Here is a 20,813-nt window from a genome sequence, read left to right on the forward strand (position 1 = left end):
GCGACAAAGCAGTCTTTCTCGACTATTGATGCGCAGTCGAAACTTGCGCAATCGCTCGGCACATCCACAAAATCCGTTCAGGTTCTTTCACGCGCGGCGGATCTCGCCGGTATTCCGATGGGGCAGCTTGAACAAGCGTCCCGCGATTTGACGAAACGGCTTTCCGAGGCGGCAACGGGCGGTGGTCCAGCGGAAAAGGTTCTCAAGCGGCTGAGTCTGAATGCATCAGAGCTTCTAAGTCTGCCGCTTGATAAGCGAATGTCGGTTGTGAATCAGGCTATCGAAGATTTTGTGCCGCCAGCCGAGCGCGCTGCCGTGCGGGCGAAGCTGTTTGGTGATCGCGCATTTGCTGCGATGTCCCGGCTGGATAGTTCGACACTGAAGCAGGCCGCGCAAGACATTGATGACTTTGGTGTTGGTGTTTCAGAGGTCGATGCGGACAACATAGAAAAGGCGAATGACGCGATTTCACGTCTGGGCCTGATCGGTCAGGGTGCCGCCAACCAGCTCGCCTCAGCGTTAGCCCCTGCAATCGTCGCGGTCGCAGACGGGCTGGCCGCGCTTTTCCGGGAAGGTGGGGCGGCAAACACGTTTCTCGACAAATTGCGTGAAAATCTTGGGCGCATCGCGAGTTACGCTGCTGCGGCTGCGGCTATGATAGCTGGTCGTTTGGTCGTTGGTGTTCTTGCCTCTGTGCGCGCCGTTGGCTTGCTGTCTGGGGCCTTGGTGATTTTGCGGGGCGCGCTGATTAGAACGGGTATTGGTGCGCTCATCGTCGCGGCAGGAGAGCTGATTTACCAGTTTTCCAAGCTGGTTTCTTCGGCTGGTGGCTTTGGTGAAGCCATGAAGCTGATGGGCGATGTTGCCAAGGAGGTCTGGGAACGTATCGGATTTATGGCCCAATCCTTCCGCTTGCGCTTTTCGGCGATGGTGGGTCGGATCAAGGGTATATGGGCCAATGGTATCGCATATTTGGCACAGAAGTGGGCAGACTTTGTTGGCTCTGTCGCCCCCGCGGTGAACCAGATCGCAGAGGCAACCGGCGCGGGATTCTCGATTGACGCAATGGGCGTTCAGGCTTGGGCCAGTGCAATGCAGCATGCCGCTGCGAATGCAGGCTCAGCAGCAGATTCCGCGTCATTGGCAGCAGACGCGATGAGCGCCTTAGCGGGTGGGCCGTTGCAGTCCATGCAGGCGCTTCGCGATACCGTGAAAGAAACTTCTGAAAGCACCAAGGAAATTGCTGAGGTGAAGTTTGATGATGTCACGGAGGAAGCCGATGCTGCCGGTAGCGCGATGGGCAAACTGGGCAAAAAGGCGAAAGAAACAAAGGACGAAGTGAAATCCGTTGGGCAGTCGATAAAGGAAACGCTCGCCGGAAGCCTGAAGAGTTCAATCCAAGGGCTTTTGGAGGGCACGAAGACGATAAAATCAGCACTGGCTGATATCGCCTCCAGTCTTGCGTCTCTGTTTATCAACAGATTTGCGACGTCATTTGTCGGTTCGATTTTTCCCGGAATTCCGGGCTTTGCTGACGGCACGAATTTTGCGCCGGGCGGTGTGGCGCTGGTCGGTGAGCGTGGGCCGGAACTGGTCAACTTGCCGCGTGGCAGTCAGGTTGTTCCCAATGATGAAATCGGCACGCAGATGTCAGGCGGTAATTTGAAAATCGTCAATGTCATGGATCCGACTATTGTGGGGGATTTCATGCAAACCGAGCCGTTTGAGCGGTTGTTGGTGAACAAGCTTTCTCAGTTGGGGGTCATCAATGCCTGATCTTTGGCCGTTTGTCCCGCGCGCCAACTCGAACGAAACGCTGTCCTTCAACACTGACATCCGGTTTCATCCAGACGGCGAAATGCGCGACAGCCTGGGAGCAATGCGGCAGAGGTTGGAGTTTGTTTTTCAGGTCGATGACGCCATGCGTGCCAGAATGGAAGAGTTGTTCCGGTCCAACCCGCTGGGCGAGTGGTTACTGCCGATTTGGCCGGAATGCACTTTGCTTTCTGATTCCATCGCGGCTGAGGAAACGACCGTATCGGCGAATACATCGGCGGATTACCGGGCCAACGAACAGGCGGTAGCGCACCAATCGGAAGACACCTTTGCGATCCTTGATGTAGACCAGGTGAATCTGGGTCTGCTGACGCTATCCAACCCCGTTGGGTTGGACCTGATCGGATCGACCACTGAGCCAATTGCCATTGCGCCACTTCGCACAGCTCTGATTGTCGGGGGGCTGCGCGAAACGCGCCGTTTCAAAGGGCTTACTGAATTCGCTGTTACCTTCGCCGTCCGGGACACCGCCGATATTTCGGTGGTTCAATATCCCCAGTACGCGGGTTTGCAGGTCCTGACGGACCCCAGTGTTTCGATTTCGCCCTTGAGTGGCAGTGTCGCGCAGGCCGCAAGCTATATCGAAAATGGGTTTGGTGATGTTGAGCCGGTTGCTACGCGCAGTTTTGTCGAAGGCGTTTCGTCAATCCGGTTTCAGGATAAGACGCCTGAAAAAAGATGGGGCAGAAAGCAATGGTTCGCATCGCTCAGAGGGCGTGACACTGCATTCTGGCTTCCAAGCTGGGCTGCCGATCTTGAGTTGGTGCAGGGCGTTGCTGCGGCTTCCAATTCTATCACCGTGAAGCCCGTTCTGCCGAATGTCGCGGATTACGTTGGACGGCACATCCTGATCGATGATGGCGGCTATTTGTATCGGGAGATAACATCCGTGGGCACAAGTGGGGCCAATCATAGGCTTTTCATCTCGCCGCTGGGCCGGGATGTGGCAAGCGCTGAGATATCTTTCATGAAAAAGGTGCGGCTGGATGCTGATAGTGTCGAGTTTCGGCAAACCGATGGACTGATCACGCGCATTGAATGCCCTGTGCGCGAGGTGCTGGCATGAGCTACGCTAACCTTCTGAGTTGGATCAGCGGTAAACGTCCATACTGGCTCTACCGCATCCAGCGTGGTTCGGATGTGGCTTACATGACCACACATCAGGGTGGTTACAACACTATTCCGGATTTCTTTGAGCACAGGGCGGCTGACATCTTTGCACCGCAAGATTTCTTCACTCAAGTCTGGAATTATACGCCGGGCATCAAACATAGCCGGATAAAGCAGACCCAAAAAATCAAGTCTGCAACGGTATCTGTTACGCTGCCCAGCACGCATGTCTTCGCCCGCAAGTTTCTCGATCCACTGGGTGTTCAGGAAACCTCTGTTCAAATCCTGCACGGGTTTGCAAACGACCCAGATCAGGAACGGGTGACCAGGTTCCGAGGTCGGGTGATCAGCACCAAGCCCACGCGCACAGAAATCACCCTAAGCTGCGAGAGTGATTTCACGGCCTTTCGCCGAAATGGGCTGTCGGTGGTGATGCAGCGTCCATGCCGGCATGTGCTTTATGGCACTGGCTGCAGCCTGAATATATCTGATTTCGAAACCGATGCGACGGCAACGGCGATAGACGGCACAGTTTTGACTGTGAGCGAAGCTTCTGCGCAATCCAGCGGGTGGTATTCCGGTGGTGTTGTCACCTTCAACGGCGCGCGTCAGATGATCGTCAGTCATGTCGGTCAATCGCTGGTGTTGCTTGCCCCGGTTTCGGGTCTGGCCGCTGAGATTGCCGCCAGCGGTTCGGCCTCTGTTCAGATCGCGCCGGGCTGTGATCTTTCCCGCCAGACCTGCAACGCCAAATTCAATAACATTCTTAACCATGGCGGGTTCCACAAAATGGGAAGCAGTCCCTTTGACGGTCGGAGTATCGCCTGATGTGGTTGAATTTGATCCTCGGGCTGGTTTTCAGCCTGGTCAGATTTTTTCTGACCCCGCGCCCCAAAAACCAGAGTCCGAAACCGGGGACGCTTGAGGATTTCGGAATCCGGAATCCGGATGAAGGAACGGTGGTTGTGAAAATCTACGGGTCCGCATGGATCAGCCCCAAACCGCACTGGGGTGGACACCTCCGCGTAGAGGCAATCAAGGAAAAGGGTGGCAAGAAATGACCCGCATCACTTTGGCTGATTTCCGAACATGCAAAATATGCCCCGACGCACGCACGGTCTTTTTTGAGCGCCACGGATTGAGCTGGCGAGATTTCAAGAGAAACGGCATCGACGTAGAGCAATTGCGTGCCACTGGTGATCAGTTGGACCGCATCGACGCTCTTGAGAGGGCAGCAAGAACACGCGAGGCACAAAGTGGGCGGCGGTAAGGACAAAGAACAGACTATCGGGCACAAGTATTTTCTGGGATTGCACCTGATCGTCGCGCAGAAAATTGACCAGATGCTGGCCCTGAAATTTGGCGACCGGATTGGGTGGCGTGGAACGGCTGCGGGCGGCAAGCAAATTGCGATCGACAAGCCAACGTTGTTTGGTGGAAAGGAGCGAGAGGGTGGTGTTTCTGGCCGAATTGACGTTCTAGATGGTAACCCTAACCAGCAACGGAATAGCTATCTGGTCAGTCGTTTTGGCTCATTGACGCCCGCTTATCGCGGCGTGGCGTCGTTGGTTTTTCGGCGGGTTTATCTTGGTAACAACCCGTACCTGAAAGATATCAAGGTGAAGGCTAAGTGCATCTCCGCACATGGCGGAAACTGGTATCCGGAGAAATCCCATATCAATCCGTCATTCCGCACCGAAGGAAACTCCATCTACATCGCAATGGATGTGTCCAAATCGATGGCCGGGACAAAGTTCGAAAACCAACGAGTGGCTGTGAAGGGATTTCTTCAGAGACTGAAAGGCACTCGCAACAATATTAAGATATTGACCTACGGGCGCGAGGCGGGTGCCTCCATTCAGAGGCTCAACGCCAGCACCGCAGACTATGACGCGCTCATTTCGTTCCTGGACGGCATCACGATAATGGACGGTATCGGCACTGACTACGATGCTGCTGTGTCCCAGGCTGCAAGTTTTTTTTCAGGGGCTGAGAATGGTGGAACCCAAAGCAACCTTGGTGGTTTGATATTTGGTGGGGTTATTCAGGCCATCCGTGGCGAAGGGGAGGCAAAAGAGATCCCGCGCCGGGTTATCCTCTTTCTGACCGATGGCGAGCCATTACCGGCCTCTGCTGCCGACGATGCTGTTAGCACATTGAACAACATCGAGGGCGTCGAGGTCTTTGCATTCAATATCGATCTGGCCGACACAACGTACACGGCATTGTTGGACAACACGCAGTCAGATGGCATACCTGTGGTATCGGGGGGCAATCCTAGTGCTTTACTGAACGCACTTGCTGGCGCGTTTTTGAGCCACGTAGATATGAATCCGGCGCATATCCTGCGGGACCTTGCTGTTGATGATACGTCTGGCGGTTTCGGTGCGGTCAACGAGGCAAATTTCAAAGCCGCCGCAGACGCGCTCTTTGATGAGGGCTTTGGTTTGTCGTTGGTGTGGGACGGCAGTAAGTCTCGTGATGCCTTCAAGCAAGAAGTCGAGCGTCATATTGACGGGCATATGTTCCAGAACCGGGAAACCGGGGAATGGGAAATCAAGCTGATCCGAAATGACTTTGATCCCGCGACTTTAACCAAATTTGGCGACGGTGGAATTGGGATAACGGAGTGGTTGGAGCCGAACCGTCCGGAAGCTTGGGAACTGCCAAACCAGATCACTGTGCCGTACACCAAACGCGGCACGGGCGATCTGGCGGCTGTTACACTGTCCAACACAGCCGCATTGCAGATTACGGGTGTAATCAACAATGAAGAGGTCGAATATCAGGGGATCACTGTGCATAGCCTTGCTGCGCGGGTCTGTCAGCGCGATTTGGTGGCGCGCACCACACCGTTGCTGACAGGTGGTTTCTGGGCCGAATATGCCCCTTCTGATATCAATCTTGGGACGCCCATTATTGTTGAAGAACAAGCGCTAGGGATTGATGCCACTGTTGTCCGGGTGGTGGATATCGAAGACAGCGACGGGCGAGATAATCGGGTTCTCATTCGGTTCAATGAAGACAAGTTTGCACTCAACGCCGAGCCGGTGGTTGTGGAAGAGACGCCAGAGGAAGAGGAGTCCGATGCCCAGCCGTCAGACGTAAGGTTGGCAGAAGAAATGCCCTACCTTTCTTTGGTCAACAGGTTTGGACAGAGTCCGTTGGACGCGGAATTAGTGGCCGAGCCGGATCTCGGCCAGTTTCATGCAGCAGGCAATCAGCCGACCGGCGCACATATCAGCGCGCAGGTAACAACGTCTCCAGACGCAGGTGTGACCTGGTATGATGTGAATGTGGTTCCCTTTGCCCCGGTTGCGACGTTGCAGACCAGCTTAAGTCGCGCAGCCGATGACCTGACAGCTGACATTGATGCAATTGATGATCTTGGCGTCATCGCGGCGGGTTCGCTCTGTAAAATCGGCTCGGAATATCTCCGGGTAGACGACATGTTGGTCAATGGTTCACGTGTCACCGTGACGTTTGGGCGGGGATGTCTCGACACGGTTCCAGAGCGTCACGCAGTGGGCGAAAAAGTCATCTTCTGGCAGGCTTTCGCGGAGAGTGATGACAGTCGTTATTTGGCTACCGAGTCGCTGGACGTGGTGCTTCGGCCAAAGTTGGGCAGTGACGTTCTGTCGATTGATGACGCAGAAGTTGACCGCATTGTCTTCGCCTCTCGGGCCATTCGACCTTATCCGGTCGGAAATCTACGGGTTGGGGGGGGATATGGCCCCGGCCCGATCATGTCCGATCCCGCCACAGTAACCTGGGCGCACCGCGACAGGACCGCTCAGACCACAGGTAACATTGAGGATCACACGCACGGCAGCATCGGCCCAGAGGTTGGTGTTGCCTATGAAGTCGAAATCCGGGCGGTGCTGGAAAAGGCGGACATGTTCGCCCAGGCGGATTTCTTCGGGTCCGAAGACATGTTCGCGCAGGACGGACTCGGCGTTCTGGTGCGCCGCGAAAGCGTCGGGACTGACACGTCCTACAGCTATAGCGGTGACGCGCGTGATTTCTTCGCGGATGCGAATATCTTTGCGCAACCCGATCTGTTCGGCGTGGTGGCGGGTCGCGCGATGTTCGCTGAGTTTGGCGTAAAGACTACTCGGGGCGATTATGAAAGCTGGCAGGTGCCTTATGTGCGCGCCCGGTATCTGGCAGCGCCCGTGAACCTGACTGCGGAGGAAATCTGATGGTTGTTCGTTTGAACTGGTCGCCGCGCGTGTTGGGGGATGGCCAGCGGGTCTATCGATCCACTGACCCGCTCAGTGCGGATGCGTTGCCCGCACCGCTTGCAGAGCTGGGTCCGGCTGTATCGCGTTTCGACGATTCCACTGCTTTGGCGGGAACGCTCTACTACTACGCCGTGAGTGTGGTTTCAGGGCTTCGAGAGGCGCTGTCAAACGTGGTCGTTGTCTCTGCTACCGGTGATGCGGTCCAGCCGCCGGTCGGAAACAGTCTGGTCACTCTACAGGACAGGTTCCTGACTTATCCGCTGGGCGGCGCGGCCTATGGACCGGTCGGCGTCTATTCCGCCGCCCAGAACCAGACCATTTTCGGCTACGTCACTACGCCCGGAACAGACAATACGGAAGTCCGTATCTATGACCACGCAAGCAATCAATGGCTCGGTCCGCGCCCTCTAGGAACCTCTTCACTGCGGGACGATGACCACGGAAACGTGACGATGGAGTTGTTGTCGGACGGACGGATCGTTTCTTTTTGGGGATCGCACAACTCTGAACAGAACTGGGCGATCTCGGACGCAACCGATTTTTTCCATTGGGATGAGCAGACCGCGTTGCAAATCCATGCGACCTACCCCAAGGCCGTGAACGTGCCGGGTGCGGGGCAGGACGGCACATTGTACCTCCTTTGGCGGGACTGGCAAACCAACTCGAACATTGCTCTTCACCTTATGAGTGCTTCGTATACCGCGAACGGCCCTCTCTCTTTCAGTTCCGAGACCGTTTTAATCAAGTTCGACAGCGAACGCATCTATGCCGCAGAAGCCCGATTGGTAGGAGGCGACATTGAGTTTTTCTGGTCGCGTGCTGACTTAGGCGACAGCTACCGCCGCGACCTCTATTTCGCTCGATACAAGACGGCGACCGGGGCGCTCGAAAATTTCGACGGGTCGGTGTCTGTTGCCTCAGGATCGTTGCCGATCAGCCGAGCGACCGGAGATGCCGATTTCCGCCTCTTTGCGAGCGGAGACAATGAGTACGGGATCGCTTCGTGGGTCATCGACGCGCAGGGCGACTACCATGTTCTGCACCGAGACAAGTCCGACAGTGAAACTGGCTCCATCGACATGATCTATCGTAGATACGACGCTTCCGGGTCCAGTTGGTCGTCTCAGACATTCACGGATGTCCTGCACGCATATGGGGCAAACGGGTTCGTTGGCGGCGATCTCTACACTTTGTCTTTGGATGAGAATGACGATCCAGAGATATTCCACGTTTCCGGGCAGGCCGGGGGCTGGACATCGCGCGGGGGAGACGGCGTAATACGATTGAGCGGTCCGTCTTTCGCCACCTCTGAAACTGTGGTGTCTGCAAACACCCATGCCATCGCTGCAATGGGGACTATCAATTACGCGCATCAAGACCTACGCGTTCTTTTTGCTGAACGCAGTCAGGACAGTTCACCAGTCCTTGATCGGTTCCTACCCATCCACGTTTACGGGGCGGGTGGAATGGCCGCGTATACAGACCAGTTGGACTTCGGAAGCGTCGTGTTCCAAGTCGATTTCGCGGGATCAGATGGGTCCACAGATTTTTCCGATCTGGCTTATGGTGTGAAGCTGTCCGCTGTTGGGGGCGCCCAGATCACCTCGGGGCGGCTGTCCCTCAACGGATCATCTGACTACGTGCAGATGTCTTCCAACGAAGGGAGTGAGCGGTATACCCGACGCTTCAATTGGGAAGCTGACGAGCCCTTCTGCATTGAGTTTTTCGACGTTCGGCTGGACACTGTTGAAAACGAGATTTTCTTACTCAGCAACCACGGACTCGCTGGGGACCGGGGAATGAATGTCGTAATACGCGGCGGCTCGAACAACGATTTGCGCTTCGTGTCATCACCGGATGGCAATTCGATAAACTCGTTCAACGGCAGCTACACATGGGCCGCCAATGTGGATTACTATCTGCGCATCGAGAGGGACGCGGGCGGAACGTTGCGGATGTTCGTCGGGGCGGATGGTGCAGACGCAGTGATGGTCGGCAGCGGATCTTACGCCAACAAGATTGACCCGTCATCGTCCGGTCAACCCATGTTGATCGGCACCCGCCCGTACCTGCCTGCAACATACGACCTAGACGGGCATATCGGAGCGGTACGAATATCCAAAGGGGAAAGCTATGTGCGCGGTGCAGATGCTTCATTCACCCCTGATGTGCGCCCTTTGTTTGTACCAACCTGACGGCATAGCGCGCTGATCTGCGCACTCCACTAATTCAACACCCAACCTAATCAGGAGACCTGACCATGTCGCAACCCACAACGTGGGGGGTGCCGCGCATTGCGGACGCCCCTGTCGAGCCATCTGCATATGCTGACCGGAACGATGACAGCCTTGATGCCCTGCTGGACAGCCATAGCGGCGCGGCACGCCCGGCCTATGCTGTCGCGGGAACTGTCTGGCGCGATACCGACACCAACCGCTGGTATATGTACGATGGCGTCAATGATCACGAAATACCTATCCTTTCGCGGTCCCCGGCTGTTCTGGGTGCGGTGGCTGGTGCGGATGCCATCACGGCCACGCTGACGCCTGCGATCACCGCCTATGCCGAGCTGGTCGAGGTGCTGTTTGTCACGGCTGGGGCCAATACCGGCGCAGTGACAATTAATATCGACGGCGTAGGCGCAAAGGCGGTGGTCAAGGCGGGCGGTACGGCGCTGGCCGCATCAGACCTGGCATCGGGCGAGGCTGTGAAGCTGTGGTACGACGCCGGAAATGATCGGTTTCAGGTGATCGGCAAATAATCGTCCGGCCTTCCGGGCGACAAAAATTCATCAAAAAAAGGGCAGTTCAGAATGGCAGATCAGGGCAGCTTGGCAGAGGTGTTCGCGGGGATGCGCGACCAGTTGGCGCTGTTGGCGTTTTCGGGGGTGGGGGGCGCGTTCTTTCGCGCTGTCCTGGCTCCCGAGGCCCGCTGGGGCAGAAGGGCAATTCAGGGCGTCGGTGGTGCGCTGTCGGCTATCTTTATGGGCGGCGTGCTGGGGCATCTAATCGATGCGGCAACCGGCGCGGGACTGCTGTCTTATCTGGCGGCGGGTTTCCTGATGGGGTCAGGCGGCGAAATCGCCGTTAAGGCCCTTCAGGATCGTCTGTTGGTAAAGAAGGGGTGATGCCATGACGCCGGTAATGATTTTAGAGGATATCGCATCGGCCTTGCTGGTGATGGTGTGTTGGTGGCTGGCGCATCAGATTTCGGCGGGGCGTAAGCGTTTCGACCGTGCAATTGCGGTCGGCTATGGGCTGTTGGGGATGACAACCTTGGGTAACCTTCTGTTTCGCCATGTCGATGATCTGAGTCATCATTTCCCGCTGTCGGTTCTCATCACCAAAATTGTGCTGCTGGTCACGTTGTGGCTGGTCGCTATGCGTCTGGATCTGCATCGATCCGGCGGCTGATACTGTTTTGTCCCGCAGGACTTAACCGGCTCGCGCTTAGCGGGCCTTTTTTTTGGAGAATCCAAAATGAAACTTGCTGTTGTCGTGGGCCATAACGCCCGCGCCCAAGGTGCTGTGCGCCCGGATACTGGTGAAACCGAATGGGCATGGAATACCCGCCTTGCCGGAATGATCGAAGACCTGGCTGGCGAATATCCTGGGATCGAGGTCAAGACTTTCTTCCGAAATCCTGCATTGCGATCAACCACGGCAGAAATCCGAGATGTCTATCGTCGCACGGACGCTTGGGGTGCGACCGCCACCAACGAACTACACTTCAACAGTCACCACAATCCGGGTGCAACCGGCACGGAAACTCTGACCAGTGGCAGCAAGCTATCCCTGCGTTACGCCGAGGCGTTGCAGGACGAAATGCTGGATGCGCTTGGCCTCCGGGATCGAGGCGAAAAGACTGTACGCACGGGTCGCGGATCTACAAGCCTGATTTCCGGTCGTGCGCCCGCTGCCCTGATTGAACCCTTCTTCGGCTCGTCGCCCAATGGTCAGCAGGCCACCGATGAGCCGCACGAGATGCGGTCACTGGCACGTGCTATCCTGCGGGCAACTCAGCAGGTGTTCACGTGATCCGGCTGCGGCGCGCACTGATCCTGTGTGCCGCCCTGTCGGCCTGTTCGGCGGGGCAGGCCCTGAACCTGCTGACGGGTGGCGGTACGAATGTTGCTGCCAACGTGCAAGCTGGTGCCAACAATGTGCAGGGTGTTCAGTCAGACAGGACGCAAGCTGTCCGGAACGTGACTGGTGATGTTCGGCAAGAGCGAACGGACAGGCAGGTTCGGGCAGAGCAAATCGAAACAGTCGTGACGCACGAGTACCCGATCTGGCTCATCCTCGCGTTCGTGGTGGCGGTTCTTGTGGACAGCCCGGTTCGTTGGATTGAGCAGATATCTGCGGTCTTCAGTCGGCGTCGCTGATATCGAATGGCGGACATTTAGACTGGTTTCGCCGCGCTGATCGTTCCAATATGTAGCCATTACTTTTGGCAAAGGCAATCATCGAAATGTATCAACGTTTTAAGTGGTCTAAGGTATCGCATCGGCGAAACTGGATAACTCAGGAATACGAGCCGTTGCAGCCGTATTTCTTGTTTCAACTTTGTCTTGAGGTCGGGGCGGAAGCCTTTGTGGACGTTGGTGCTAACGTAGGCGTTTACTCGGTCTTCATGTCACAAGCTGTCCGACAGTTGGTGAGCTTTGAGGCAAATCATGCGCTGGTAGGTGAGATAAAAGACAACTTCACATTAAATGACATCAATGGTCGGATAAGGCCCGTTGCAGTTTCGGCGCGTCCTGGAACAGTCGAATTTGGAATTGTGAGCCAATACGCTGGGAATAGTGCGGTCGTTGAACAGGGGCAGGCTGAGGTATCGTACAGCGCCAAAACTTCAGTCGAAGCTGTGTGTCTCGATGATGAGTTGGCGCAAATGGAAGGCCCCATTGTTCTCAAGATCGATGTAGAGGGCCATGAACTTTCGGTTTTGCGTGGGGCGGAAAAAACACTCAGTGAAAAGCGGTGCGTCATCCAAATCGAGAACTTTGAAAATGCAGTCAATGAATTTTTGTTAAGCCGCGGTTATCGCATTCTAACTAGCATAGGCCCCGACACATATTTTACAAATATTGAAGAAGTGAGTGCACTGACCTGTTTCGAGAAATCGGCAGCAGCCATGATTGAGGCAAACCACGAGTGCAAGTCAATGTCTTTCGGGCGTGGTGGGCTTTCCCTAGTTATTTCTGGTAAGACCTACAAAGCCGTTCGCAGGATTGCAGAATCAGTGTTGCGCGGAAGACTGTAAAAGCCACATCCGCCGAGAAAAGTGCGTATGCGGTGTGATTACTAAAGATTTTCCAAAACCGTAGGTCGCAGGTTCGAACCCTGCTGCCTCTGCCCTTTAACAAAGCCCTTGTTTACTTGGCTATTCGAATGGGGGGGAGTGACAACAACGGTCCTCCGCTACCAAAATCCCCTCTGAAAACAGCCCTGGCAACACGCGAGAAACAGATATCCTGCGGTACCGTTTGGGCGCGGTTGCCCTTCAATTCGCGTGCGAACCGGCTCAAGCACCGTTTACCCCTTGGTCTTCAGGAGCACCTCAAACATCTGCCGAATCTCTGCCAACTGAGCTTCGGTATAGCCCGTAGACACTTGATCTGCGCTCTCAGCAAGGTCATCGGTTGCAAAGAGCTGGGCACGCGCGGGAAAAAATGACCGGCGCAGCGCTTCATTGCTGCCCATATACTTCTCAATATACCTTATCCGCTGATCCCGTGTCAGCACCTGCGCCTTGCCTTGCTGATCCGGAGGCAATGCCCTTTGGACTCGCCGCACTTTTGGGTGCCCTGCATCAGCCAGCACCTGCAACAGTTGTATGCGCCCCAGAGATGGGGATGTGTTTTCGACCCGAGTGTCCGGCACCATGCCAGCCAACGCCTCAAACCCCATCACAGACAAAGCATCCGTTACCGTAGAGCCCCCAACCAGGCTTTTGGGCTCGCATATGCGCGGATGAATGTCGCATTCCATATCAAACCAAGGCCGCAGTTCCGCATAATAATCCGAACCGGATCCATCAAACTTCTTGATGTAGTCCCAGATCGTTCCCCGGAACCTGCCATTCTTGAGTTTTTGCAAATACTTACTTTCGATGTACCGGTCTTGCCTGCGAAAATAAACCAGCACATTCAAGGGGTAGCTGCCAAGGATCGGCACTGCCTCGATGATGCGCTCGGGGGCCATCCCGTACAGCATCTCTGAAGAAATCAAAACTTTCGGCGCGCGACTGCTTTCAATCAGGCGGGTCAGATGCGATGAGATCTCCTGCAGTTGTTCTGAACGGTTTCGATTGATCGCAATAGCAAGCTTGTTAACCGAAGAGTGCCTTTTGACCGTTGCGTACAGAAGTCCTGCACGCCCCAGCGCAGCCGCATTCTCATTGCAATAATGCTGGAGGGCGGTGGTGCCGCTTTTTGCGGTGCCGATGTGAAGCCAAATTTCCTGGACCATTCTCACCACAGGATTGTCAGATTTGCGGGCACGCACCCCTTAATTGCTCTCAAACCTGTGCACCGAAGCATTCCCGCCCTCAGCCACACTTAGAATGACCGCAACTGCGGCAGGTCATGCACCCTTCGATCATCACCATGTCAAACTGACCGCAAGACGGGCATGCTCTGCCGCGCGGGGCGTCCATATTGACCACTTGCGCTTGCGGGTCGGATTTCAGCCCCATGCCTTCCCCTTCCAGAAAGCCGATATTGATCATGTGCTGCTCGATCACGCCGCCAATCGCCGCCAGGATTGATGGAATGTACTTGCCCTTCACCCAAGCACCACCGCGCGGGTCGAACACCGCTTTCAGTTCTTCGACCACAAACGAAACATCCCCACCGCGCCGGAACACGGCTGAAATCATACGGGTCAGGGCCAGCGTCCAGGCATAATGCTCCATGTTCTTCGAATTTATGAACACTTCGAAGGGACGACGCCTGCCAGCAATGACGATATCGTTGATCGTAAGGTAGATTGCATGTTCGCTATCCGGCCATTTCAGCTTGTAGGTCGACCCTTCCAGCGATTGCGGACGGTCCAGCGGTTCTGACATATAGACGACCTCGCCACCATCTACCTCATGCGGGGCATCGGCGCTTTCGCCCGGGGCTTTGTCGTCACTTTCAGACACGGTCAGAACCGAGCCGGTCACATCGTTCGGGCGATAGGTGGTGCAGCCTTTGCAGCCCTGATCCCAGGCCTGCATGTAGACATCCTTGAAGGCGTCGAAACTGATATCTTCGGGGCAGTTGATCGTCTTGGAAATCGAGCTGTCGATCCATTTCTGAGCCGCCGCCTGCATCTTGACGTGGTCGGATGGGGTCAGCGTCTGCGCATTGACGAAATAGTCGGGCAACTCGGAGTCACCAAACTTGTCGCGCCACATCTGGACGGCATAGTCCACGACTTCTTCCTCAGTGCGGGAGCCGTCCTTCTGCAGAACCTTACGGGTGTAGGCATAGGCAAAGACCGGCTCGATCCCGGAAGACACGTTGCCTGCATACAAGGAAATCGTGCCCGTTGGCGCAATCGAGGTCAGCAGCGCGTTGCGGATACCATGCTCGCGGATCGCATCGCGCACATCGTCATCCATCTGCTGCATGGTGCCGCTGGCCAGATATTTCTCGGCGTCGAACAGGGGGAATGCCCCTTTCTCCTTCGCCAATTGCACCGACGCCAGGTATGCGGCGCGAGCGATGCTGTGCAACCAGCGCTCGGTCTGACGCGCCGCCTCGTCGGACCCATAGCGCAGACCCAGCATCAGCAAAGCATCGGCCAGACCTGTCACGCCCAGCCCGATACGGCGCTTGTCTTGCGCTTCGGCCTCTTGCTCGGCCAGAGGGAATTTCGACGCGTCCACCACGTTGTCCATCATGCGCACGGCAGTGGCGACCAGCTCTTGCAAGGCCGCCTCGTCCAGATGCGCCGCATCTTCGAACGGGTCCGCGACCAGTCGCGCCAGATTGATCGAACCCAGCAGGCACGCCCCGTAGGGCGGCAATGGCTGTTCGCCACAGGGGTTCGTGGCAGCAATCGTCTCGACGTAGTTCAGGTTGTTGGCCTTGTTGATCCGGTCGATGAAGATCACGCCGGGCTCGGCATAGTCATAGGTGGCCTGCATGATCTTATTCCAAAGATCACGGGCCTGAACGGTGTGATAGATCTTGCCGTCGAACACCAACTCCCACGGGCCATCGGCTTTTACGGCCTCCATGAACGGATCGGTCACCAGCACCGACATGTTGAACATACGCAGCCGCGCGGGGTCAGATTTCGCGGTGATAAACTGTTCGATATCGGGGTGATCGCAGCGCATGGTTGCCATCATCGCCCCCCGGCGCGAACCGGCAGACATGATCGTCCGGCACATCGCGTCCCAGACATCCATGAACGACAACGGCCCCGATGCGTCGGCGGCGACCCCTTTCACATCCGCGCCACGCGGGCGGATCGTCGAGAAATCATAGCCGATCCCCCCACCCTGCTGCATGGTCAGCGCGGCCTCTTTCAGCATGTCGAAAATGCCGCCCATGCTGTCGGGGACGGTGCCCATGACAAAGCAATTGAACAGGGTCACCTGCCGCGCGGTCCCAGCGCCCGCGGTGATGCGGCCGGCGGGCAGGTATTTGAAATCCTCCAGCGCCTCATAGAACTTTTCTTCCCAATGCGCCGGGTCCTTCTCCACCCGCGCCAGATCGCGGGCGATGCGCCGCCAACTGTCCTCGACCGTCTGATCGATGGGTGTGCCATCCGCTTGTTTGAAACGGTATTTCATGTCCCAGATCTGCTCGGCGATGGGGGCGGCAAAGCGGCTCATTGGTGATTCCCTGTGCTGACGAAGGGATACAGATTACCCCAGATCACAAGTAAACCACAACACCTTGATGACAAGGCGCAGAAGGCTACAATATAGGGACTCGCCATGGGACGACTCTGTGGGAAAGCTGTGGATAAGTACGTAAACCTCATCAAACTGTCCGTCGGATCGGAAAGCGTTGACACGCTGATGGCGTGGCAGGACAGTCGGCGACCACTGTACCAAGACGGCTGCCCGCGCCATGTCACCCGCATGTGGCCCAAGCGCGAGGCCGAGATTCTGAATGGCGGATCAATCTATTGGGTGATCAAAGGCGTGATCCAGTGCCGCCAGCGCATCCTGCGTCTGGACGAAGTGCGAGGCGAGGACGGTATCCGCCGCTGCGCCATCGTGCTGGACCCCGAGGTACATCGCACTCAGAACGCGTTGAAGCGCCCGTTTCAGGGCTGGCGCTATCTGAAACCCGAAGACACGCCCGCCGATCTGCCGAAAGGGCGCGAGCAGGACGATGCTCTGCCCGACGATCTCAACCGTGCTTTGGCCGAGATCGGCGTGCTCTAACGCAACCGGTCCAGCAGATCGTTCAGAACCGCCTTTTCTGCCGGATCGTATTGCGCCACGCGGCTGCGCCACAAGGTCGCCTGCGACTGCAGGATCATCCCATCCGACAGGATCTTCAGGTGGTTCGCCCGCAGGGTTTCCCCGGTCGAGGTGATATCGGCAATCGCCTCGGCGGTTTCGTTCATCACCGTACCCTCGGTCGCGCCCTGACTGTCGACCAGAGTGTAATCGGCCACCCCAGCGTGCGTCAGGAACTCGCGCACCAGCCGATGATATTTGGTTGCGATCCGCAGCCTATGACCATGAGTCTTGCGAAACGCTGCTGCTGCCGCGTCCAGATCATCCAGCGTGTCCACATCCACCCAGCAGGCGGGTGTCGCGATGATCAGATCGGCCCTGCCGAACCCAAGCTGCGAAATCTCTTCGACCTGCTGCTCCCAGCGCGGCAGTTTTTCCTGCACCAGATCAATCCCGGTGACACCCAGATGGATACGCCCTTCTGCCAGTTCACGCGGGATTTCCCCGGCCGACAAAAGGATCAGCGAGACGCCGTCGATCCCTTCGACCTTGCCCGCATATTCCCGGTCCGATCCGCTGCGCGACAGGATGATGCCGCGCTTTTCGAACCACGAGAACGTCTTGTCCATCAACCGGCCCTTCGAGGGCACGCCCAGCTTCAGGCTCATTGGGCACCCTCCTCGATCTCGAGCATCAGGTCAGGCCGCAGCACGCCACCCACTGCGGGGATTTCTGCGCCGCCGCCCAATTGCCGGGTCAACGCATCATAGCGCCCGCCGGTGGCAATCGGTGGCAGGTCCGGGCGGCCTTCGGCGTAAAAGCCAAAAACAAAACCGTCATAATACTCCATCGACGTGCGGCCATAGGAGGCTTCGAAATCCAACCGCTCGACATCGACGCCCCGCGCCTGCAGCGCGGCGATACGGCCTTCCAGTCGATCCAGCGCAGGGGTGATCTGGGGCAGGTCGACCGCGACGTCGCGCAGTTGTTCCAAAGCAAAGGGCATGGTTTCGCGCACGTTCAGCAGCGTTTCCAGCCCCACCAGTTCACTATCCGAAATGGGCGGGGTATCCCGGTCTTCACGCAGAGCTGCGACGCGCGCCTCAATCTCAGAGGCGCGGCGTTTGCCGATCATGGGCGCCTCAATTGCCAGAGGGTCCACTGCGTCCAGCAGGGCGTCACGCCCCTCGGGGCCCGGCTTGCGGCCTGCAAAGCGATCGAGCAACACCCGGAACCGACGCGGACGCCACAGATGCCGCATTAGCGCGGCTTTGCGGCGGTCGGTGGTTTTAAGCCCCGCAACAGCGGCAGTCAGGATGCCAATATCCCCGGTCGCCGCGCGCAACGGTATCCCGCGCAGTTGCAGAGCGAACAGAGAGAATACTTCGGCATCGGCCCCGGCGGGATCATTGCGGTCAAAGACCTCATACCCGACCTGAATGTATTCGTTCGAGCGATCCGGGTCGTGTTCCTGACGGCGGAAGACCTCGCCGGAGTAGGTGTACCGCGCAGGCTCGGCCCCTTCGGACATGTGCATCTGCACCACCGGCAGGGTGAAATCCGGGCGCAACATCTGCTCGCCGCGCAGCGCATCTGACGTCACATAGGCACGGGCGCGGATATCTTCACCATAGAGGTCCAGCAGCGTCCCGGCGGGTTGAAGCAGAGGCGTATCCACCACCTGCGCACCGGCGGCCTCGAACCGGACGCGCATCATCGCGGCGCGGGCCTGTATCTGGGAACGGTTGGGCATCACTCAGTCCTGACTGTCCAGAATTTCGCGCACTTTGGCGACCAGATCACCGCGCGGCACTTCGAACTGGCTGGGGCGTTCCTTCCACTCCTCCAGCGTCGCGCTTTCGGCGATCTTGGCCCCAAGGATCAGGTCCTTGATCTGCACGATGCCGCCCGCCTTTTCATCGCCGCCTTCGATCACCGCAATGGGTGAGTTCCGCTTATCCGCGTATTTCAATTGGTTGCCGAAGTTCTTGGGATTGCCCAGATAAACCTCGGCCCGGATACCCGCGTTGCGCAGTTCGGCGACCATGGCCTGATAGTCGGCCATCCGGTCGCGATCCATGACCGTTACGACAACAGGACCCGTCGCTTGCACGGTGATCCGGCCCTTCTCGCGCAGAGCGGCCAGCAGGCGGTCCACACCAATGGAGATACCGGTCGCTGGCACTTCCTGCCCGGTAAACCGTTTGACCAGATCGTCATAACGCCCGCCACCCGAGACCGATCCGAACTGCCGCTTGCGGCCTTTTTCGTCGAAAATCTCAAAGGTCAGTTCGGCTTCATAAACCGGCCCGGTATAGTAACCGAGGCCACGCACGACCGAGGGGTCAATCTCGATACGATCCGCGCCATAGCCGCCCGCATCCAGCAGGGCACCAATCTGTTCCAACTCGGCAATCCCGTCCGCGCCGATCTTACTGTCGCCAACAGCTGCGCGCAGGTTGGCCAGCGTTCCGGCGGTATCGGCAGCCTTGGACGTCAGAAAGGCAATCACGGGCTCGGCCTGATCATCGCTGAGACCTACGCCATCGATAAACGCCCCCGAGGCATCCAGACGGCCCTTGGTCAGCAGCTCACGCACCCCGGCCTCGCCCACCTTGTCGAACTTGTCGATGGTGCGCAGGACATTGTCGCGGGCGGTGAGGTCTTCGCCCAGACCCATAGCCTCAAGTACGCCGTTCAGAACCTTGCGGTTGTTGACCCGCACCAGATAATCGCCACGCGGGATGCCCACGGTCTCCAGCGTGTCCGACAGCATCGCGCAGATCTCGGCATCCGCAGCCATCGAGGCTGTTCCCACCGTATCCGCATCGCACTGGTAAAACTGACGATACCGCCCCGGCCCCGGCTTTTCGTTCCGCCAGACCGGACCCATCGCATAGCGGCGATAGGGCGTCGGCAGGTCGTTGCGGTGTTGCGCATAGACGCGGGCCAGAGGCGCGGTCAGATCATAGCGCAGCGCCATCCAGTCGCCGTTGCCGCCCTCGTCAAACTCCTGCCACGCAAAGACGCCCTCGTTGGGGCGGTCCACATCCGGAAGGAACTTGCCCAGCGCTTCGACGGTTTCAACCGCGCTGCTTTCCAAAGCGTCGAACCCATAGCGATGATAGACGCCCGCAATCGTCCGCAGCATCTCGGTACGCTGCGAGACTTCCTGGCCGAAATAGTCGCGGAACCCTTTCGGCGTGACGGCCTTGGGGCGGGGCTGTTTCTTGGGCTTGGCCATGTGGGGCGTCCTTGGGGCTTAGTGTTCCGCGCGCGGTCTATCCCATGGCCCGCATCGGGGCAAGCGCGGCGCGCGGTTTCTCTGGTCATAGGGGCACTTGGCCGCTATGACCGGCGCAAGCACAGGAGCCCCCGAATGCAGCATCTGGAAGAACAGATCGCCCACCTGACCCGCACGGTCGACGAGTTGAACACGATCGTCACCCGGCAACAGGACGAGATCGACCGTCTGACCCGCCGCGTCGAGATGCTGTTCCAGCGCGAGGCGGAACAGGCGCAGGAAGGGTCAGGCGGAATCGTCTACGGCGACGAACGCCCGCCGCATTATTGAGGGGTCAAAGCCCCAGCGTTGTTTTCACCGCTGAATCGACCACTCCCCCAAGCAGGGCATCTTTGTCGGCGGCACAGGCGTCGGACAAAGCGGCGATGAACGCCTCACGCAGTTGGGCTTTTTCCTGGTCGGTGGTCGCGTGATCTTCGATATTGATCTGACGATTATAAAGCGACAGGGCCGTCATCTTTTCGACAACGCTCACCACAAAGGCTTCGTCCCCATCGGCCTCTTCCGCAATCGAGGCGCAGGTATAGTGCATCACTGGCAGTGCATCCTGCACCATTTGCTCGGCAGCCTCATCCGCAAGCGCAAGGGTCGGGGCAATAAAGAAGCCGGTGCAAAGTGCAGATTTGAAAACGCTGATTTTCATCTTATTCACTTCCAGTTATGGCCGATGATGGCACCGGCCACGCCACCAATGGCCGCGCCCTTCCCGTCTCCGATCAATGCGCCGACGCCTGCGCCGATCAATGCGCCTTCGATGGTTTGCTTTTTCTTCTTTTTATCATCCGCCAACCCGGCCCCTGCCGTCGCAAGAACAAGAATTACAGCCAAAGCGCCCGTTACCGCCCTGAACCCCATGCCAGCAATCGTCATATCTGTGCCCTTCCTTCTAATCCCACGCAGCTAGC

20 protein-coding genes are annotated in these 20,813 nt (G+C 57.4%); 13 read left to right on the forward strand and 7 right to left on the reverse strand.

Annotation, left to right across the window (positions count from 1 at the left end; genetic code table 11):
• Nucleotides 1-117 precede the first annotated feature (117 nt).
• The 11 genes from ACR0KM_RS02975 (at nt 118) to ACR0KM_RS03025 (ending at nt 12,455) form a co-directional block, all read left to right on the forward strand.
• Nucleotides 118-1,776: a hypothetical protein gene (locus ACR0KM_RS02975; RefSeq protein ID WP_480865426.1), complete on the forward strand. Its 1,659-nt coding sequence runs from the start codon at nt 118-120 to the stop codon at nt 1,774-1,776.
• Nucleotides 1,769-2,902 (forward strand): hypothetical protein, encoded by a 1,134-nt coding sequence (locus ACR0KM_RS02980; protein WP_480865428.1) that lies wholly within the window; start codon nt 1,769-1,771, stop codon nt 2,900-2,902. The genes ACR0KM_RS02975 and ACR0KM_RS02980 overlap by 8 nt, the downstream gene beginning before the upstream one ends.
• Entirely contained in the window at nt 2,899-3,774 is an 876-nt protein-coding gene (locus ACR0KM_RS02985) for a phage BR0599 family protein (protein ID WP_480865429.1), read from the forward strand. Before ACR0KM_RS02980 ends, ACR0KM_RS02985 begins: the two co-directional genes overlap by 4 nt.
• A gap of 359 nt (nt 3,775-4,133) precedes the next feature.
• Complete coding sequence (locus tag ACR0KM_RS02990) at nt 4,134-7,148, forward strand: vWA domain-containing protein (protein ID WP_480865431.1); 3,015 nt, start codon at nt 4,134-4,136, stop codon at nt 7,146-7,148.
• On the forward strand, nt 7,148-9,385 hold the full coding sequence (locus ACR0KM_RS02995; RefSeq protein ID WP_480865432.1) for a BNR-4 repeat-containing protein: 2,238 nt from the start codon (nt 7,148-7,150) through the stop codon (nt 9,383-9,385). Before ACR0KM_RS02990 ends, ACR0KM_RS02995 begins: the two co-directional genes overlap by 1 nt.
• A 65-nt stretch (nt 9,386-9,450) precedes the next feature.
• On the forward strand, nt 9,451-9,951 hold the full coding sequence (locus ACR0KM_RS03000) for a hypothetical protein (protein WP_480865434.1): 501 nt from the start codon (nt 9,451-9,453) through the stop codon (nt 9,949-9,951).
• Nucleotides 9,952-10,002: 51 nt separating this feature from the next.
• Nucleotides 10,003-10,317: a hypothetical protein gene (locus ACR0KM_RS03005; protein WP_480865436.1), complete on the forward strand. Its 315-nt coding sequence runs from the start codon at nt 10,003-10,005 to the stop codon at nt 10,315-10,317.
• 4 nt (nt 10,318-10,321) lie between these two features.
• Entirely contained in the window at nt 10,322-10,603 is a 282-nt protein-coding gene (locus ACR0KM_RS03010; RefSeq protein ID WP_480865438.1) for a hypothetical protein, read from the forward strand.
• A 66-nt stretch (nt 10,604-10,669) separates the two neighbouring features.
• A complete protein-coding gene (locus ACR0KM_RS03015) occupies nt 10,670-11,227 on the forward strand; it encodes an N-acetylmuramoyl-L-alanine amidase (RefSeq protein WP_480865440.1) in 558 nt (185 codons plus the stop codon).
• Nucleotides 11,224-11,574, forward strand: coding sequence for a bacteriophage spanin2 family protein (locus ACR0KM_RS03020; protein ID WP_480865441.1), 351 nt, complete (start codon nt 11,224-11,226; stop codon nt 11,572-11,574). The genes ACR0KM_RS03015 and ACR0KM_RS03020 overlap by 4 nt, the downstream gene beginning before the upstream one ends.
• Nucleotides 11,575-11,660: 86 nt before the next feature.
• Nucleotides 11,661-12,455, forward strand: coding sequence for an FkbM family methyltransferase (locus ACR0KM_RS03025; protein ID WP_480865443.1), 795 nt, complete (start codon nt 11,661-11,663; stop codon nt 12,453-12,455).
• Between the two features lie 272 nt (nt 12,456-12,727).
• On the opposite strand, the gene ACR0KM_RS03030 is transcribed toward ACR0KM_RS03025, so the two are convergent.
• Complete coding sequence (locus ACR0KM_RS03030) at nt 12,728-13,663, reverse strand: hypothetical protein (protein WP_480856679.1); 936 nt, start codon at nt 13,661-13,663, stop codon at nt 12,728-12,730.
• Nucleotides 13,664-13,742: 79 nt separating this feature from the next.
• The gene (locus tag ACR0KM_RS03035; RefSeq protein ID WP_480856676.1) at nt 13,743-16,025 is read right to left on the reverse strand and encodes an adenosylcobalamin-dependent ribonucleoside-diphosphate reductase; all 2,283 of its coding nucleotides are present in this window, start codon (nt 16,023-16,025) and stop codon (nt 13,743-13,745) included.
• 129 nt (nt 16,026-16,154) lie between these two features.
• On the opposite strand from ACR0KM_RS03035, the gene ACR0KM_RS03040 reads away from it, so the two are divergent.
• Nucleotides 16,155-16,586 carry a DUF1489 family protein gene (locus ACR0KM_RS03040; protein WP_480856674.1) on the forward strand — a complete coding sequence of 144 codons (432 nt, stop codon included), beginning with the start codon at nt 16,155-16,157 and terminating at the stop codon, nt 16,584-16,586.
• Here the strand turns inward: ACR0KM_RS03040 and hisG are convergent.
• The 3 genes from hisG to hisS are packed head-to-tail and all read right to left on the reverse strand — an operon-like array spanning nt 16,583 to nt 19,848.
• Nucleotides 16,583-17,272, reverse strand: a complete 690-nt coding sequence (hisG, locus tag ACR0KM_RS03045; RefSeq protein ID WP_480856672.1) for an ATP phosphoribosyltransferase — start codon at nt 17,270-17,272, stop codon at nt 16,583-16,585. The two genes, ACR0KM_RS03040 and hisG, sit on opposite strands and share 4 nt — an antisense overlap.
• On the reverse strand, nt 17,269-18,357 hold the full coding sequence (locus tag ACR0KM_RS03050; RefSeq protein WP_480856670.1) for an ATP phosphoribosyltransferase regulatory subunit: 1,089 nt from the start codon (nt 18,355-18,357) through the stop codon (nt 17,269-17,271). Before ACR0KM_RS03050 ends, hisG begins: the two co-directional genes overlap by 4 nt.
• A 3-nt stretch (nt 18,358-18,360) precedes the next feature.
• Complete coding sequence (hisS, locus tag ACR0KM_RS03055; protein WP_480856668.1) at nt 18,361-19,848, reverse strand: histidine--tRNA ligase; 1,488 nt, start codon at nt 19,846-19,848, stop codon at nt 18,361-18,363.
• Nucleotides 19,849-19,983: 135 nt separating this feature from the next.
• Here hisS and ACR0KM_RS03060 point away from each other — a divergent pair, with 135 nt between their 5' ends.
• A complete protein-coding gene (locus tag ACR0KM_RS03060) occupies nt 19,984-20,178 on the forward strand; it encodes a SlyX family protein (RefSeq protein ID WP_480856666.1) in 195 nt (64 codons plus the stop codon).
• Between the two features lie 4 nt (nt 20,179-20,182).
• Here the strand turns inward: ACR0KM_RS03060 and ACR0KM_RS03065 are convergent, their stop codons facing one another.
• Both ACR0KM_RS03065 and ACR0KM_RS03070 read right to left on the reverse strand, forming a co-directional pair.
• The gene (locus ACR0KM_RS03065) at nt 20,183-20,551 is read right to left on the reverse strand and encodes a hypothetical protein (protein ID WP_480856664.1); all 369 of its coding nucleotides are present in this window, start codon (nt 20,549-20,551) and stop codon (nt 20,183-20,185) included.
• Nucleotides 20,552-20,556: 5 nt separating this feature from the next.
• Complete coding sequence (locus ACR0KM_RS03070; RefSeq protein ID WP_480819204.1) at nt 20,557-20,778, reverse strand: YMGG-like glycine zipper-containing protein; 222 nt, start codon at nt 20,776-20,778, stop codon at nt 20,557-20,559.
• Nucleotides 20,779-20,813: the final 35 nt, after the last annotated feature.

The organism is Ruegeria sp. G10 (assembly GCF_056533645.1).

Bases quoted from the DNA above. Each gene is read 5' to 3' on its own strand.
- ACR0KM_RS02975 (WP_480865426.1), top strand. From the start codon at position 118: ATGGGGCAGCTTGAACAAGCGTCCCGCGATTTGACGAAACGGCTTTCC.
- ACR0KM_RS02980 (WP_480865428.1), top strand. From the start codon at position 1,769: ATGCCTGATCTTTGGCCGTTTGTCCCGCGCGCCAACTCGAACGAAACG.
- ACR0KM_RS02985 (WP_480865429.1), top strand. From the start codon at position 2,899: ATGAGCTACGCTAACCTTCTGAGTTGGATCAGCGGTAAACGTCCATAC.
- ACR0KM_RS02995 (WP_480865432.1), top strand. From the start codon at position 7,148: ATGGTTGTTCGTTTGAACTGGTCGCCGCGCGTGTTGGGGGATGGCCAG.
- ACR0KM_RS03000 (WP_480865434.1), top strand. From the start codon at position 9,451: ATGTCGCAACCCACAACGTGGGGGGTGCCGCGCATTGCGGACGCCCCT.
- ACR0KM_RS03005 (WP_480865436.1), top strand. From the start codon at position 10,003: ATGGCAGATCAGGGCAGCTTGGCAGAGGTGTTCGCGGGGATGCGCGAC.
- ACR0KM_RS03010 (WP_480865438.1), top strand. From the start codon at position 10,322: ATGACGCCGGTAATGATTTTAGAGGATATCGCATCGGCCTTGCTGGTG.
- ACR0KM_RS03015 (WP_480865440.1), top strand. From the start codon at position 10,670: ATGAAACTTGCTGTTGTCGTGGGCCATAACGCCCGCGCCCAAGGTGCT.
- ACR0KM_RS03025 (WP_480865443.1), top strand. From the start codon at position 11,661: ATGTATCAACGTTTTAAGTGGTCTAAGGTATCGCATCGGCGAAACTGG.
- ACR0KM_RS03030 (WP_480856679.1), bottom strand. From the start codon at position 13,663: ATGGTCCAGGAAATTTGGCTTCACATCGGCACCGCAAAAAGCGGCACC.
- ACR0KM_RS03035 (WP_480856676.1), bottom strand. From the start codon at position 16,025: ATGAGCCGCTTTGCCGCCCCCATCGCCGAGCAGATCTGGGACATGAAA.
- hisG (WP_480856672.1), bottom strand. From the start codon at position 17,272: ATGAGCCTGAAGCTGGGCGTGCCCTCGAAGGGCCGGTTGATGGACAAG.
- ACR0KM_RS03050 (WP_480856670.1), bottom strand. From the start codon at position 18,357: ATGCCCAACCGTTCCCAGATACAGGCCCGCGCCGCGATGATGCGCGTC.
- hisS (WP_480856668.1), bottom strand. From the start codon at position 19,848: ATGGCCAAGCCCAAGAAACAGCCCCGCCCCAAGGCCGTCACGCCGAAA.
- ACR0KM_RS03060 (WP_480856666.1), top strand. From the start codon at position 19,984: ATGCAGCATCTGGAAGAACAGATCGCCCACCTGACCCGCACGGTCGAC.
- ACR0KM_RS03065 (WP_480856664.1), bottom strand. From the start codon at position 20,551: ATGAAAATCAGCGTTTTCAAATCTGCACTTTGCACCGGCTTCTTTATT.
- ACR0KM_RS03070 (WP_480819204.1), bottom strand. From the start codon at position 20,778: ATGACGATTGCTGGCATGGGGTTCAGGGCGGTAACGGGCGCTTTGGCT.